At 71.6% G+C, this 14355-nt stretch carries 12 protein-coding genes and 1 tRNA gene; 4 read left to right on the top strand and 9 right to left on the bottom strand.

Annotation, left to right across the window (positions count from 1 at the left end):
* Positions 1-385: 385 nt before the first annotated feature.
* Together ACQ5SO_RS20570 and ACQ5SO_RS20575 are read right to left on the bottom strand one after the other, a co-directional pair.
* On the bottom strand, positions 386-1777 hold the full coding sequence (locus tag ACQ5SO_RS20570; RefSeq protein WP_430943530.1) for a site-specific integrase: 1392 nt from the start codon (positions 1775-1777) through the stop codon (positions 386-388).
* Between the two features lie 97 nt (positions 1778-1874).
* A tRNA-Ser gene (locus ACQ5SO_RS20575) sits at positions 1875-1962 on the bottom strand.
* 618 nt (positions 1963-2580) lie between these two features.
* Between ACQ5SO_RS20575 and ACQ5SO_RS20580 the strand changes: the two genes are divergently transcribed.
* The 3 genes from ACQ5SO_RS20580 to ACQ5SO_RS20590 all read left to right on the top strand — a co-directional run bounded on the left by ACQ5SO_RS20580 (position 2581) and on the right by ACQ5SO_RS20590 (position 6758).
* The gene (locus tag ACQ5SO_RS20580) at positions 2581-4857 is read left to right on the top strand and encodes an OmpA family protein (protein WP_430943531.1); all 2277 of its coding nucleotides are present in this window, start codon (positions 2581-2583) and stop codon (positions 4855-4857) included.
* Positions 4854-5219 (top strand): hypothetical protein, encoded by a 366-nt coding sequence (locus tag ACQ5SO_RS20585; protein WP_430943532.1) that lies wholly within the window; start codon positions 4854-4856, stop codon positions 5217-5219. Before ACQ5SO_RS20580 ends, ACQ5SO_RS20585 begins: the two co-directional genes overlap by 4 nt.
* 240 nt (positions 5220-5459) lie before the next feature.
* Positions 5460-6758 (top strand): glutamine synthetase family protein, encoded by a 1299-nt coding sequence (locus ACQ5SO_RS20590; protein ID WP_430943533.1) that lies wholly within the window; start codon positions 5460-5462, stop codon positions 6756-6758.
* 19 nt (positions 6759-6777) lie between these two features.
* Here ACQ5SO_RS20590 and ACQ5SO_RS20595 read toward each other — a convergent pair whose 3' ends face one another.
* The 7 genes from ACQ5SO_RS20595 to ACQ5SO_RS20625 all read right to left on the bottom strand — a co-directional run bounded on the left by ACQ5SO_RS20595 (position 6778) and on the right by ACQ5SO_RS20625 (position 13217).
* Complete coding sequence (locus tag ACQ5SO_RS20595) at positions 6778-7119, bottom strand: nuclear transport factor 2 family protein (RefSeq protein WP_430943534.1); 342 nt, start codon at positions 7117-7119, stop codon at positions 6778-6780.
* Positions 7120-7226: 107 nt separating this feature from the next.
* Entirely contained in the window at positions 7227-8141 is a 915-nt protein-coding gene (gene mmsB / locus ACQ5SO_RS20600; protein ID WP_430943541.1) for a 3-hydroxyisobutyrate dehydrogenase, read from the bottom strand.
* The gene (locus tag ACQ5SO_RS20605) at positions 8138-8830 is read right to left on the bottom strand and encodes a class I SAM-dependent methyltransferase (RefSeq protein ID WP_430943535.1); all 693 of its coding nucleotides are present in this window, start codon (positions 8828-8830) and stop codon (positions 8138-8140) included. Before ACQ5SO_RS20605 ends, mmsB begins: the two co-directional genes overlap by 4 nt.
* A 1-nt stretch (position 8831) precedes the next feature.
* Positions 8832-9899, bottom strand: coding sequence for an enoyl-CoA hydratase/isomerase family protein (locus tag ACQ5SO_RS20610; protein WP_430943536.1), 1068 nt, complete (start codon positions 9897-9899; stop codon positions 8832-8834).
* Positions 9900-9903: 4 nt separating this feature from the next.
* A complete protein-coding gene (locus tag ACQ5SO_RS20615; protein ID WP_430943537.1) occupies positions 9904-11049 on the bottom strand; it encodes an acyl-CoA dehydrogenase family protein in 1146 nt (381 codons plus the stop codon).
* Positions 11050-11067: 18 nt separating this feature from the next.
* Positions 11068-11703 carry a GNAT family N-acetyltransferase gene (locus ACQ5SO_RS20620; RefSeq protein ID WP_430943538.1) on the bottom strand — a complete coding sequence of 212 codons (636 nt, stop codon included), beginning with the start codon at positions 11701-11703 and terminating at the stop codon, positions 11068-11070.
* Between the two features lie 11 nt (positions 11704-11714).
* On the bottom strand, positions 11715-13217 hold the full coding sequence (locus ACQ5SO_RS20625; RefSeq protein ID WP_430943539.1) for a CoA-acylating methylmalonate-semialdehyde dehydrogenase: 1503 nt from the start codon (positions 13215-13217) through the stop codon (positions 11715-11717).
* A 149-nt stretch (positions 13218-13366) separates the two neighbouring features.
* Here ACQ5SO_RS20625 and ACQ5SO_RS20630 point away from each other — a divergent pair, with 149 nt between their 5' ends.
* Positions 13367-14248 carry a LysR family transcriptional regulator gene (locus ACQ5SO_RS20630; RefSeq protein WP_430943540.1) on the top strand — a complete coding sequence of 294 codons (882 nt, stop codon included), beginning with the start codon at positions 13367-13369 and terminating at the stop codon, positions 14246-14248.
* Positions 14249-14355: the final 107 nt, after the last annotated feature.

Genomic DNA, 14355 nt, shown 5'->3' on the forward strand with positions numbered 1-14355 from the left:
CTTGTCGGACAGCTCGTGACGGCGCATGGCGACCTCCTCTTTCGGGAGGTTGAATCAGATCGAGCCCGATTGGGGAAGCCTGTTTATGGGGACAGGCCCTAGGGCGAGCCGTAGGTAGGCCCGTGTTAGTCCGACTTCAAAGTCAGCACCGCGATGCTCATATCGCATAGTGCTAATTCTTATGATGCACATCAATTCGAGTGCACTGGCCTCGCTGTCAAATTCGAGCCGTAGTTCTGATAGCTCGCCCAAGGGATTACGCGTGCTGTTCGCAAAATTCGGCTTTTCCAAAGAGTGGGCGCTCCCCTTCAACAGTGTCGCTTCAGGTTAGGTTTAGGGGAGGTGCTTCGCAACATGGTTGAAGCGGTTTCATCAGAGGTCGGGGTCAGAAGAATTCCAGCAAGTCCGCGGTCGCCATCTGGGCTTGCAGCGTGTTCATCGCTTTTGCCAGTTGGGTTTTTTCAAATCCATGGTTGTAGGGAGTGGATGATGTCTTCGTCGCTTTCCAGCCGCCGATCTGGTGGACCATATGGTCGTTCAGCCCAGCCCTCAGCGCCTGTGTCCGCCACGTATGCCTGAAGCTGTGAAAGACCAATTTCCCGTTAGTTGCTGTCCCTAGCACCTCCCTGCGAACCCGTGTGAAAGCCTGCGAGAGCGACGAGCACTTGCCGTCCTTGGGGCGTAGGGGCCAGTCCCACAGGAGTCGCCCGTCAGCACTGGCGGGCATTCGGGCGCGCCGCGCGAGGACAACGGGTCGGATGATGGTAGGGAGCGGCACCCACCGTGCTGCGTTCTCGGTCTTGCCTTCTCGAATATGGAAGCCCGACCCATCTTCCTCGACATCCGCCCAGCGCACCTGGCCCAACTCATCAGCCCGCGCTCCGGTGACCAGCGCGAGACGCATGGCGTCCCCCATCCGGTCCCCTGCGGGGTAAGCCTTAAAGAGCCGATGTACCTCTTCCGCATTGAAAGGTCGGCGGACCCGCTCCTTACCTTTGGCTCGGCGCACAGACCGCTTTCGGCGCCACGGATTGTCCTCTTCGCTTGAGATGAGACCGCGTTCCCTAGCCCAGTCCCAAAGGCCCGCAAGCATGGTTGCGTGCTTGTCTACCGTCTTCGCAGAGAGACCCTGCGGCGAGCGAGGGCCGGTCTTGGACGGCAGAACGTCTTGCAGGAAGACTCGCGCGGTGTCTGTGGTGACCACGGCCAAGGTCGCCTCAGGGCCAAGATGGTCTCGTAGGTAGGCGACCGCTGTCTTCACGTCCTTCACGGTCGCGGGCTTGAGGGGCATGTAACCGCGCTGTTCGGCCTCGGGGCCGCGCTCGACCAGATACTGTTCCAGCGCATCGGTCAGGGGCGTCTCACCGCGAAGCGCGATAGCGGCGTATCGTTCGAGGTCCGCGTTCGAGCTGCGCCGCTTGGAGCGAGGCAGTGCCAGCTCAGCTTCGATCTCGTCCCGGATGACCTCGCTCGGGGTGATCTCGTATGGCGTCCCTTCGCTGCGGGCTTCAAACTCGCGTTGGAATGCGGCCCATGACAGGGCGCGTTCCTTCGAGAACGGCTTTCCGCCAGCCGCTTCGACCTCAAGTCGCCTGATCTCGCCCAGCGCAACGTCCCGCAGTCGCATGGCCTCACGCTTGCTGCGCGTCCCCAGCCCCTTCTTGATCTCGTTTCCGAAGGGCTTGCCGGTCCATGGGTTCGGTTTGCCCACGAGAATCTCGGGCGTCTTCATACGGAAGACCCAGCCCTTGCCGCGGGACTGCTTGAGATAGCTCATATCCTCGGTCTCAACCTCTGACTTGTGGTCCAAATTGGACAACGAGCGCGGTGGACTCATCTGGATTTCCCGAGCTTTTTCAGTGCCTTATGTGAATTGGCGGAGGGAGTGGGATTCGAACCCACGGAACCTCTCGGTTCAACGGTTTTCAAGACCGCCGCGATCGACCACTCTGCCATCCCTCCGGTGAAGACGGTCTAGCCTCGCCGGTACGCAAAGGTCAACGCGCCGCGCAAGGCGGGGTTCCGGTCGCCGCCGGAAACCAAGCGCGCTGCGGGTGAGCCGGCCCCGATGCGAATGGGGTGCGGATGGGATGCGGGGCGGAAGCGGGCGCGGCGGCGCCGGGCGGGGCCGTGACCCCCGCCCGGCATTCGACCGCGGCGTCCGGCAGGAGCGTCAGCCGTCGCAGTCGAGGAGAACATCGTTCCAGCGGGAAGGGCCCCCGCAATGCACGCTATGCGCGCAGGCGAACGATGTCGTTCTCGCTCACATCCCGGATGATACATTCTTTGATGCATTTGGCGATCCCAATTTCGAGAATGAAGCGCGCCCCGGGATCGTTTTCCGACGTTTTCGCCACTTTTTCGTCGAGGCCGCGCGCCGCATCGGGCCTGAAACCCGGGCGCGCCCCGAAAACCGCGCTGAAACCGGCCTGTCGAGGGGAATCATTCCCCCTTCACCACCCCCGCCGCGCCCCGGTGCGACTCACCCCCGCGCGCCGCGCCCACTGGACGCCGACCCGGCGCAGGCCCTATTCAAGCGCTCCGACCCCCTCGCGCGTCCGAACACGGAGCCAACGCGACATGACCAGACCGGGCCCCGGCCTGCGCTTCGCCTTCGCCCTCTCGACCCTCGTCGCCCTCGGCGCGCTGGGAGGGGTGGCGACGCTCGCGCCGGTCGTCGCCGAACGCGGGCTCGAGAAACGCCTGACCGCCGCGCTGCACGGGGCCGGGCATGACTGGGCCATGGTCCGGGCCGACGGGCTCGAGGCGCATGTGCGCGGCCACGCGCCCTCGGCCGCCGATCGCGACGCGGCGCTGCTGGTCGCGGCCGAGGCCGCGGGCGCCGGGCGGCTGACCTTCGACATCATCGCCCCCGGCGCGCCGCCGCCCGAGGCCCCGGAGGACGCCGAGGCGCGGGCCGCGGCGCTGCTGGGCCCGCGCCCCGCCGCGCCGCCCCCCGCCGCGGTGATGACGCGCGACGGCGGGCGCCTGGCCGTCGCCGGGCGGATGCGGGCGGAAGACATGGAGGCGCTGCGCGGCGCCATGGATGCGGCGGGGCTGGAGCTCGCCGACGCCGCCATGCCCGCGGGCGCGCCCGCCGACGCCGCGGCCTGGGAGGCGGCGCGGGACCTTGCGGCCGAGGCGCTCTCGACCCTCGCCAGCGGCGCGGCCGAGCTGACCCCCGGGATGCTGAAGATCACCGGCTGGATCGGCGCCGATGTCGACCGGCTGCGGCTGGAACGCCGCCTGCGCCGCGCGGCGCCCGAGGGGCTGGCGCTGGAGCTGTCGATCTCGGCCCCGCCGCCCGCCTTCCGCCCGTTCCGCTTCGCCGCGATGCGCGGGCCGGAGGGGGCGCGGCTGCAGACCTGCCACGTGCGCAGCGAGGCCGAGGGCGACGCCATCGCCGCGGCCTTCGCGGCGCTGCCCGGGGCGGTCGCCGGCCCGGCCTGCCGGGTGGGCGTCGGCGCGCCGACCAGCGCCTGGGGCGAGGCGGCGCTGGCCGCGCTCGACGCCATCGCCGAGCTGGAGGCCGCGCGGGTCGAGATCACCGACCGCGACGTGAAGCTGAGCGCCGCGGCCCCGGTGCGCCCCGAGGCGTTCGAGGCGGCGGCGCGGCGGCTGTCGGTGCGGCTCGGCCCCGGCTGGGCGCTGACCGCCGAGGGGCCGCCGCTGCTGACCGGCGGGCTGGACGGGGCCGAGGACCCGACGCTGTGGTTCGCCGCCCGCCACGGCCCGCAGGGCGCGCGGCTGGCCGGGCGCGCGCCGGATGCGGCGACGCGGGCGGTGGTGATCGCCTATGCCCGCGCGCGCCTCGGGGCCGACGCGCTGCCGGGCGGGGGAGGCGAGGCCGCCGCGGGGCAGGGACAGGGACAGGGGCAGGGCGAGGCGCCCGCGCCGCTGGCCGGGGACGCGCTTGCCGGGACGCCCGAGGCCGGGGACGCCGCGGGGACGCCCGAAGCCGCGACCCCCGATGCCGCGGGGGGCGATGCCGCCGACCCCGTCGCGGCGCCCGCCGCCTCCAACCCCTCCGCCGCCGCCGCCGCCTCCGACCCGGCGCCCGCCGCCGCCGCCTCCGACCCGGCGCCCGCGCTCGGCCTCGCCGACGCGCCCGCGCCGCCCGCCTGGCGGCGCGCCGCGCTCTCGGGCATCGACGCGCTCGCGCCCCTCTCGAAAGGCGCGGCGGCCTTCGACGGCGCCCGCGCCACCGTGTCCGGGGAGACCGACGACCCCGAGGCCGCCCGCCGCTCCGCCGCCGCCCTCGCGCGGCTCGAGGCGGAGACCGGGGTCAAGACCCTCTCGGTCGTCGCCGTGGACCTCGCCGCCCGCGCCGCGCAGCTGCCGCTGGGCCCCGCGCGCTGCATCGAGGCGCTGAACGCCGCCCAGGCCCCCGACCCGATCGGGTTCGAGCCGGGCTCGGCCCGCATCGTCGCGGGCTCCGCCGGGGTGCTGGACCGCCTTGCGGGGATCCTGAAGCGCTGCGGCGGGCTGGTGGTGGAGATCGAGGGCCACACCGACAGCCAGGGGCGCGAGACGACCAACCAGGCGCTGAGCCGCGGCCGGGCGGAGGCGGTGCTCGAGGCGCTGCGCCGCCGCGGCGCGCCGGGCTGGCGCATGACCGCGCAGGGCTATGGCGAGGCGCGCCCGGTGGCGGACAATTCGACCGAGGAGGGGCGCGCCGCGAACCGGCGCATCGCCTTCTCGGACGGCGGGGCCGTGCCCCCGGGCGCGCCCGATCCGCTGGCGGATCCCGCGGCGCCGGCGCAGGCGCAGGGGGGCGGGACGCAAGCCGCGGCCCCGGCGGATGCGCCCACGGAAGCTCCTGCCGACACCCCCGACGCCGAGGAGAGCGCGCGATGACCCGCGAAGACCTGACCATCGCCCTGGCCCTCGCCCTCGGGGCCGCCGTGCTGTTCGGCGTGCTGCTGCACCTTCTGTGGCAGCGCCTGCGCCATGGCGGCGCCGCCGAGCTGGAGAAGCACGAGCACATGGCCGAGCGCCTGCACGAGGCCGAGGAGGCGCAGGAGGCGGCCGAGATCCACATGCGCGCGGAGATCGCCCGCGTCGAGGCCGAGCGCGCCGAGGCCGAGGCCGCCCTGCACCGCGCGCTGGCCGAGCGGGAGGCGGAGCTGGCCGCCGCCATGGACACGGTCGGAAGCCTGCGCCGGGATCTCGAGGGCTGGCAGGAGGCCTACGAGGCCATCGCCCGCGGCCGCAGCTGAGGGCGCGGGGCCTCTCGGCCCTCTCCCCGCCGCGCGCCCCCGCCCGATCTGTGTGCCGGGCGGCGCAGGCCGCCCTCCGGTCGCGCGCGGGGGGGCTCGCTCCCCCCAGGCGGCCGGATCCCCCTCACGACCTTTTTTGCGGCGCCGCGGCGCCCGCCCTGCGCGCCGCCGCTTGCCGCCCGCCGCGGCCCCGGCTACCCCTTGTGTCAGCGACCTTCCCCGCCCGCCAAGGAGCCCCCCATGCGCGACGCCGCGACCGCCGACCTGCCCGCAGGCATCCACACCGTCATCGTCGGCATCGGAGACCTCAACGGCATCCTGCGCGGCAAGCGCGTCGCCGCCGCGCACTGGCCCTCGGTGCAGAAGAACGGCATCGCCCTCGACAACTCCTTCTTCGCCCTCGACCACGCCTCGCGGCAGATCGAGAACTCCTGGACCGGCGACCATGCCGGCTGCCCGGACCTGCACATCCGCCCCACCGGCCTGCTGCGCCCGGTGCCGTGGGAAGAGGGCGTGATGTTCGCGCTGGGCGAGGCGATGGAGCAGAGCCTCGACCCCTCGCCCATCGATCCGCGCCCGATCCTGCAGCGCGTCCTCGCGCGCGCCTCGGAGATGGGGCTGGAGATCCAGCTGGGCGCGGAGCTTGAATTCTACCTCTACGACCCCGCCACCGGGAAACCGACCGAGGAGCGGCCGGATTGCTACGGCCTCGACCGCGCGGGGGTGCTGGAACACGTGCTGCAGCCGATCCGCAACCAGCTGACCGAGATGGGGATCCCGGTCGAGCAGTCGAACCCCGAATACGCCCCCGGCCAGGTCGAGGTGAACATCCGCTACGGCGCCGCGCAGACCGCGGCCGAGCACGCGCTGATCCTGCGCGGCATGGTCAAGCAGATCGCCCGCCGCCACGGGCTGCGCGCCACCTTCATGCCCAAGCCCTACCCGGAATGGACCGGCTCCGGCTTCCACTACCACCACTCGGCCTGGGCGGACGGGAAGAACCTGTTCGCCGAGGGCGGCAAGCTCTCGGCCATGGGCTACGCCTATCTCGCCGGGATGCAGCGGCGGATGGGCGAAAGCAGCATCGTCGCCGGCCCCACCCCCAACGCCTACCGCCGCCGCGCGCCCTATTCCTACGCGCCCACGGCGGCCACCTGGGGGCGGGACAACCGCCTGGTGGCCCTGCGGGTGATCGAGGGGCATGACGGCGCGGTGCGCATCGAGGCGCGCGAGGCGGGGGCGGACGCGAACCCCTGGCTGCTGGCCGCCGTGCAGATCGCGGCGGGGCTGGAAGGGATCGTCGAGGGGCTGGAGCCGGACGCCGCGATCAAGGGTGACGGCTACGCGGCGGACGACGTGATCCCGATCCCCTGCACGATGCATGACGCGATCGACGCCGCGAAGGGGTCGAGCTTCCTGCGCGGGGTGCTGGGGCCGCACATGGTCGACCTGCTGGTCAAGCAGGCCGAGCAGGAGCACGCGCTGGTCGAGGCGCAGGTGACCCCGGTGGAGCTGGAGCGGTATCTCGAGGCGATGTGAGGGGCGTCAGCCCCCGGTCTCACCCGACGTGACAGGCCGAGGCCTCCGCCACCAGCCCCTCCGCGTCGAAGAGCAGCGTTTCCGCCGCGCGCACGCCGCGGTGGTTGCGATAGGCGATGACCAGCACGTCATGGCCCGCGTAGACCGTCTCCACCTCGAAGCGCAGGTCCGGCTGGGCGGCCAGCGCCGCGCCCCAATAGGCGGCGAGAGCATCGCGCCCCCGCACCTCTCCGGCCCCCGTCAGCGGGATCGCCTTGCGGGATCGGAACACCACCCCCGGCGCGTAATGCGACAGGATCAGCGGCAGGTCATGGGCGTTCCAGGCCGCCTGCCAGCGGGCGGGGAAATCGGCGGGGATCATCGGGCGCTCCGCGGCGGTGACGGTCGCCGCGCAGAATGCGCGGGGCAGGGAGGAGGGTCAACGATGCTGACCTTCCCCCCGCCCCTCGCCCGCCAAAATGGGCGCCTTCAACCCTTCGACATCTCGGCGAGGCGCAGCAGCATGGCGCTGAAATCCTTGCCCTGGCCGCCCTCGGCCACGAAGGCGTCATAGAGGGCCGTGGCCGCCGCGCCCATCGGGGTGGCGGCGCCCGCCGCGTCCGCCGCCTGCTGCGACAGCTTGAGGTCTTTCAGCATCAGCTCGGCCGCGAAGCCCGGCTTGTAGTCATTGTCGGCCGGAGAGGTCGGGCCCACGCCCGGCGCCGGGCAGTAGGTGTTGATCGACCAGCAGGACCCGGAGGAGGTGCTCACCACGTCGAACATCGCCTCGCGCGACAGCCCGAGGCGGTCGGCGAGGTTGAACCCCTCGCACACCGCGATCATCGAGATGCCGAGGATCATGTTGTTGCAGATCTTGGCCGACTGGCCCGCGCCCGCCGCGCCGCAATGGACCGCCTTCTGGCCCATGATGTCGAACAGGGGTTTGACCTTGGCGAAGGAGGCCTCGTCGCCGCCGACCATGAAGGTCAACGTGCCGCCCGCCGCGCCCCCGGTGCCGCCCGAGACGGGGGCGTCGAGCGCGCCGACGCCCGCCGCGGCGGCCATGGCGGCGGCCGCCTGCGCGCTTTCCACGTCCACGGTCGAGCAGTCGCACAGCACCGCGCCCGCCTGCATCGCCGGGACCACCTCGGCCGCCACCACCCGCAGGATGTCGCCGTTGGGCAGCATGGTGATCACCACGTCCGCGCCCGAAGCCGCCTCGGGGGCCGAGCCCGCGGGGGCGACGCCGTCCACCGACACGCCCGCCACGTCGAAGCCGGTCACCTCGTGCCCCGCCTTCGCCAGGTTGGCCGCCATCGGCGCGCCCATGTTGCCCAGACCAATGAAACCGATCTTCATGGCTCGATCCTCCCTCGATGCGGGCCCCCGGCCCGCCGTCTTCAGCCCGGCCGAACGGCCGAGATCACGTTGAAACTGTAGTCCTGGAACCAGCAGGTCGCCGGGTCGAAGCCCGCCTCCCGCAGCCAGGCGAGCTGGTCGGCGAGGGGGGCCATCCGGTCCTCCTTCATCCGCTCCAGCGCCTTGGTCAGATCCGCCTCGGGGACCCCCGCCGCGCGCACGCGGCGCAGCCAGTCGGCGCGGTAGATCGCCTCTTGCGCCGGGGTGTCGCCAAGCGCCTGGTCGGCGTTGACGAAGACGCCGCCGGGGCGCAGCAGGGCGAAGATGCGGGCGAACAGCGCCTGCTTGCCCGCCGCATCCAGGTGATGGATCGCCAGCGCCGACCAGATCGCGTCATAGCCGCCTTGCAGGTCCGCCATGTCCTCGGCCCGGCCCATGTCGCCCTCGACCGTCTCCAGCCGCCGCCCCTGCGCGAGCGCGCCCGCCCCTTGCGCCATCATCGCGCCGGAGCGGTCGAAGAGCGTCAGCTCCTCCACCGCGTGGTCCCGCGCGATCATGGCCGAGAGCAGCCCGGTCCCGGCCCCGAGGTCCAGCGCGCGGCGCGGCGCGATCCCGAGATCGGTCAGCACCTGCCCCGGCGTGTCGTAGAAGCGTTCGAAGCAGGGGATCAGCGCGCGGCGCGTCCGGTCGTAGATATCGGCATGGGCGGTGAAAACGTCGCGCGCGAGGCTCATGTCAGGCGTCCTGTGTCAAATGATCGGGCCAGTCCCCGGAGGGAACCGGCGCAAGCATGGACGCCACTTTTTCAGAAGTCACATCCCCAAGGTTGGGGGCGGCCCACTGGGGATTGCGGTCCTTGTCGATCAACTGCGCGCGAATACCCTCGAGGAACTCGCCCTCGTCGATGCAGCGGGCGGCGAAGCGGTATTCCTGGACAAGACAGTCCTCGATCTTCCCGGCCTTTCGGGCGCGGTCGAGAAGTTCCAGCGTGCAATGCACCGAAAGCGGGCAGCCGCGCAGGATCGCCTTGGCCTGTTTCGCGCCCCACTCGCCCTCGGCCTGAAGGCGGGCGACGATGGCCTCGGGGTCGGTCCCCTCGAAACAGCGGTCGATCTGGGCCTGGAGGCCGGGGATCTCGCCCGGCTCCGGCTCCTGCGCCGCGTCCTCGAGGATCGAGACGTCGCCCGTCGCTTCCAGCCCCTCGATCAGGTGCGGGAACTCCGAGGACGGCACGAAGACGTCGGCGAAGCCCGCCGTGATGGCGTCGGCGGCGCCGATGCGCGCGCCGGTCAGGCCCAGCCACTCGCCCACGCGGCCCGGCCCGCGGGACAGGAGCCAGGTGCCGCCCACGTCGGGGATCAGGCCGATGCCGCATTCGGGCATGGCGAGCACGGTCTTCTCGGACACGATCCGGTGCGAGCCGTGGCCCGACACGCCGACCCCGCCGCCCATGACGATGCCGTCGACCATGGTGACGACGGGTTTCGCGAAGCCCGAGAGGGCGGCGTTCATCAGGTACTCGTCCCCGAAGAAGCGGCGGGAGAAGTCCACGTCGCCCTCGCGCCCGCGGATCGCCAGCTCCTTCACGTCGCCCCCGGCCCCGAAGGCGCGGTCGCCGGCGGCGTCGATGATGACGAGGTCCACGCCGTCATCGTCGCGGAACGCGTCCAGCGCGTCCTCGATGCCGTAGGACATCTCCATGGTCAGCGCGTTCAGCGCCTTGGGGTTGTTCATGGTGATGCGCCCGGCGCGGCCGGATTTGCGCACGATCAGCTGATCGCCGCCGCGGGTCTGAATGGTCATCGGATCAATCCCTGTTCGCGAGCATGTGGCGCGCCACGATCACCCGCATGATCTCGTTGGTGCCTTCCAGGATCTGGTGGACGCGCAGGTCGCGCACGATCTTCTCGATCCCGTAATCGGCCAGGTAGCCATAGCCGCCGTGGAGCTGAAGCGCCTCGTTCGCCACCTTGAAGGCGGTGTCGGTGACGAAACGCTTGGCCATGGCGCAGTACACAGTGGCGTCGCGCTCGCCGCGGTCAAGTTTCCACGCCGCCTGGCGCAGGAAGGTGCGCGCGGCCTGGAGCTCGATCTCCATGTCCGCAAGGCGGAACTGGAGGGCCTGGAACTGGTCGAGGCTCTGCCCGAAGGCCTTGCGCTCGCCCATGTAGGTCAGCGCCTTGTCCAGGCACGCCTGCGCGCCGCCGAGCGCCGTGGCGGCGATGTTCAGCCGCCCGCCGTCGAGGCCGATCATCGCGTATTTGAAGCCCGCGCCTTCCTCGCCCAGCAGCGCGCCCGCGGGGGCCTTGGCGCCGTCCATCTGCACCTGCGCGGTGGGCTGGGCCTTCCAGCCCATCTTCCGCTCCTGCGCGCCGAAGCTCAGCCCCTCGGTCCCGTTCTCGAGGATGACGCAGGAGACGCCCCTGGGGCTGTCATCCCCGGTGCGCGACATCACGAGATAGATGTCCGAGAAGCCGCCGCCGGAGATGAAGGCTTTCGTGCCGGTCAGCGCCCAGCCGTCATTGGTCCGCTCGGCCTTCGTGCGCAGCGCGGCGGCGTCGGAGCCGGCGCCGGGCTCGGTCAGGCAGTAGGAGGCGACGGTGGTGAGGGCGCACAGGCCGGGGAGGTATTTCTCCTTCAGCTCCGCGCTGCCATAGGCGTCGACCATCCGCGCGCACATGTTGTGGATCGAGATGAAGGCGGCCACGGACGGGTCGGCCATCCCCAGCGCCTCGAAGATCAGCGCCGCGTCGAGGCGGCCGAGGCCGGTCCCGCCGCTCTCCTCCGACACGTAGATGCCGCCGAGGCCGAGCGCGCCCGCTTCTTCGAGGAGCTCGCGCGGGATGGTCCCCGCGGCCTCCCAGGCCTCGGAATGGGGGGCGATCTTCTCGGCCCCGAAATCGCGGGCCATGTCGAAAATGGCCTGCTGCTCCTCGGAAAGGGCGAAATCCATGGGGCGTCCTCCGTACGCTCAGGCGCCGCGGGCCGGTATGGGGGCCGGGCGCTCCATCGCGGTCATGCGCGCAAGGCGCCCGACCAGGCGCAGCCGCGCCGGCCCTCCCTCCCGGAAGCCGTGGCGGCGGTAGAAAGCCTCGCGCCCCGGGCGGGCGAGAAGCGTGATCGGGCCGGGTTCGGCGGCGCAGAGCGCGTCCAGCAGCAGCCCCCCGATGCCGCGCCCGCGGGCCTGCGGCGCCACCCAGAAGGCGCTCAGGTGGCAGGCGGGCCCGGCGGCGAGCCGTTCGGCCGCGCGGTGACGGGCAAGGCGCAGCGGCCCGGCGAGCGGCCCGTAGGCGGCGGCGAAGGCGGCGCGGGACAGGTCCCACGCATCCGCCCCGCCGCGCCCGACGGCGAGGGCGCCCAGGAGCGTCCCTTCCGGCCCCGTCGCGGCCCACCCGGCGCCGGGGCGCAGGCGGGCGAAAAGCGGCGGCCAGTTCTCGTCATCGGGCAGCCTTGCGCGCACCGAGAGGCGCGAGCGGGCGAGCGCCGCGGCGGCTTCCCGCCCCAGCGGATCGTCGGGGGAGGGGCGGCGGGCCGTGACCTCCGCCGCCCCGGGGTGTGGATGCGCATTCCCCCCAAAGGAGCTGGGCGAGCGCGCATCGCAACCCATGCTTGTACGCCTCAGTTCATCGTGGGGATCACGAATTCCGAGCCGTCCTTGATGCCCGAGGGCCAGCGGGCGGTGACCGTCTTGGTCCGGGTGTAGAAGCGGAACGCGTCCGGGCCGTGCTGGTTGAGGTCGCCGAAGCCCGATTTCTTCCAGCCGCCGAAGGTGTGGTAGGCGAGCGGGACGGGGATGGGCACGTTCACGCCGACCATGCCGATGTTGATGCGGGACATGAAGTCCCGCGCCGCATCGCCGTCGCGGGTGAACATGGCGACGCCGTTGCCGTATTCGTGGTCCATGGCGAGGGAGAGGGCTTCCTCGTAGGTCTTGGCGCGCACGGTCGACAGCACCGGGCCGAAGATCTCCTGCTTGTAGATCTCCATGTCCTTGGTGACGTTGTCGAACAGGCACGGGCCGACGAAATAGCCGTTCTCATAGCCCTGGAGCGAGAAGTTGCGGCCGTCGACGGCCAGCGTCGCGCCTTCCTTCACGCCCTGGTCGATCAGCCCGAGGATGCGCTGCTTGGCCTCGGCGGTCACCACGGGGCCGTAATCGACGTCGTCGCCCTCGGTGTAGGGGGCCACCTTCAGCTTCTCGATGCGCGGGATCAGGCGCTCGATCAGCGCGTCCGCGGTCTCGTCGCCCACCGGCACGGCGACCGAGATCGCCATGCACCGCTCGCCCGCCGCGCCATAGCCCGCGCCGATCAGCGCGTCGGCGGCCTGGTCGAGATCCGCGTCCGGCATGATGATCATGTGGTTCTTGGCGCCGCCGAAGCACTGCACGCGTTTGCCGTTGTCGCAGCCCTTCGAGTAGACGTAGTGCGCGATCGGGGTCGAGCCGACGAAGCCCACCGCCGAGATCGCCTCGTGCTCGAGGATCGCGTCGACCGCGCCCTTGTCGCCGTTGACGACCTGCAGGATGCCGTCGGGCAGGCCCGCTTCCTTCATCAGCTCGGCCAGCATCAGCGGCACCGACGGGTCGCGCTCGGAGGGCTTGAGGATGAAGGCGTTGCCGCAGGCGATGGCCGGGCAGAACTTCCACATCGGGATCATGGCGGGGAAGTTGAACGGGGTGATGCCCGCGGCGACGCCCACCGGCTGGCGCATCGAGAACATGTCGATGCCCGGGCCGGCGCCGTCGGTGTATTCGCCCTTCAGCAGGTGCGGCGCGCCGATGCAGAACTCGGCCACTTCAAGCCCGCGGATCACGTCGCCCTTGGCGTCGGGGATGGTCTTGCCATGCTCGCGCGACAGCGCCTCGGCCAGCTTGTCCATGTCCCGGTGCAGCAGGTCGACGAATTTCATCAGCACGCGGGCGCGGCGCTGCGGGTTGGTGGCGGCCCAGTCGGGCTGGGCGGCGAGGGCGCCCTGGACGGCCGTCTCCATCTCCTCGGTCGAGGCGAGCGGGCACTTGGCCTGCACTTCGCCGGTGGCCGGGTTGTAGACGTCCGAGAAGCGGCCCGAGGTCCCCTTCACGTGCTTGCCGTTGATCCAGTGGGTGAGTTCCTGGGTCATCTTGGGTCCTCCGGTCGGGGTTTGCGCGCGGCATTGGACGCGCGGTTTTCATTTGGCGCAAGGAATCCTTATCGGGGCGGTTTGCTCAAGGGGTTTTCGTGCCAAAGCGGTTGTGCGTAAATGCATGCGCTGGATGGGGAGAACGCCGTATGGATTGGGATGATCTGCGCTACTTCCTCCAGGTCGCGCGCACCGGTCGGCTGACCGCGGCGGCGCGGGCGCTGGGGGTCGACCATGCCACCGTCTCGCGCCGGCTGGCGGCGCTGGAGGAGAGCCTCGGGGCGCAGCTTCTGCACCGCAGCCCGCGCGGCTGCACGCTGACCGACGCGGGGATGCGCCTTCTGCCGCGGGCCGAGGCGGTGGAGAACGCGGCCCTGCTGGCCGCCGAGGAGGCGGGCGAGGGGCAGGCGCTGTCGGGCGCGGTGCGGGTCGGCATCCCCGAGGGGGCGGCGAGCCACCTGACGGTCGAGGCGGCGGCCGAGCTCTGCGCCCGGCACCCGCGGCTCGAGGTGCAGTTCGTGGCGACGGGGCGGTCGTTCTCCCTCTCGCAGCGCGAGGCGGATTTCGCCATAACCATCAGCCCGCCGGAGCAGGGGCGGCTGAGGATCCGCAAGATCGCGGATTACACGCTGCGGCTCTATGCGCAGACGGCCTACCTGGATGCGCTGCCGCGCGGGCGGCCGAAGGGGATCGAGGACCTGCGCCGGATGCGCGGCGTCGGCTACGTGCAGGACCTGATCTTCGACCCGGGGCTGGATTACCTGTCGGAGGTCGCCACCGGGCTGCACCCGAGGCTGACCTCGACCAGCCTGCTGGTGCAGCTCGAGCTGGTGCGGGCGGGGGCGGGGGTCGGGATCCTGCCCGACTACATGGGCAAGCGGCACCCGGAGCTGGAGCCGGTGCTGCCCGGCAAGGTGCAGATCAAGCGCGCCTACTGGCTGGTGCTGCACGAGAATTCGGCCGAGCTGGCGCGCGTGCGGCAGGCCGCCGAGGCGCTGGCGGCGGGGATCCGGGCGAAGGCGGCGGGGTAGGGGGCGGCTGGGCGGGGGCCGGTCGCCAAAGGGGGGGGGGGGGGGGGGGGGGGGGGGGGGGGGGGGGGGGGGGGGGGGGGGGGGGGGGGGGGGGGGGGGGGGGGGGG

It is taken from the genome of Rhodovulum sp. DZ06, assembly GCF_050586345.1.
Lineage (GTDB): Bacteria > Pseudomonadota > Alphaproteobacteria > Rhodobacterales > Rhodobacteraceae > JBOCEF01.

What these genes read in the sequence shown, in the direction of transcription:
- ACQ5SO_RS20610 (WP_430943536.1), bottom strand. Translation starts at nt 9,899, where the DNA reads ATGACCATTCAGACCCGCGGCGGCGATCAGCTGATCGTGCGCAAATCC.
- ACQ5SO_RS20590 (WP_430943533.1), top strand. Translation starts at nt 5,460, where the DNA reads ATGCGCGACGCCGCGACCGCCGACCTGCCCGCAGGCATCCACACCGTC.
- ACQ5SO_RS20615 (WP_430943537.1), bottom strand. Translation starts at nt 11,049, where the DNA reads ATGGATTTCGCCCTTTCCGAGGAGCAGCAGGCCATTTTCGACATGGCC.
- ACQ5SO_RS20570 (WP_430943530.1), bottom strand. Translation starts at nt 1,777, where the DNA reads ATGAGCTATCTCAAGCAGTCCCGCGGCAAGGGCTGGGTCTTCCGTATG.
- ACQ5SO_RS20585 (WP_430943532.1), top strand. Translation starts at nt 4,854, where the DNA reads ATGACCCGCGAAGACCTGACCATCGCCCTGGCCCTCGCCCTCGGGGCC.
- ACQ5SO_RS20630 (WP_430943540.1), top strand. Translation starts at nt 13,367, where the DNA reads ATGGATTGGGATGATCTGCGCTACTTCCTCCAGGTCGCGCGCACCGGT.
- ACQ5SO_RS20605 (WP_430943535.1), bottom strand. Translation starts at nt 8,830, where the DNA reads ATGAGCCTCGCGCGCGACGTTTTCACCGCCCATGCCGATATCTACGAC.
- ACQ5SO_RS20625 (WP_430943539.1), bottom strand. Translation starts at nt 13,217, where the DNA reads ATGACCCAGGAACTCACCCACTGGATCAACGGCAAGCACGTGAAGGGG.
- ACQ5SO_RS20595 (WP_430943534.1), bottom strand. Translation starts at nt 7,119, where the DNA reads ATGATCCCCGCCGATTTCCCCGCCCGCTGGCAGGCGGCCTGGAACGCC.
- ACQ5SO_RS20580 (WP_430943531.1), top strand. Translation starts at nt 2,581, where the DNA reads ATGACCAGACCGGGCCCCGGCCTGCGCTTCGCCTTCGCCCTCTCGACC.
- ACQ5SO_RS20620 (WP_430943538.1), bottom strand. Translation starts at nt 11,703, where the DNA reads ATGGGTTGCGATGCGCGCTCGCCCAGCTCCTTTGGGGGGAATGCGCAT.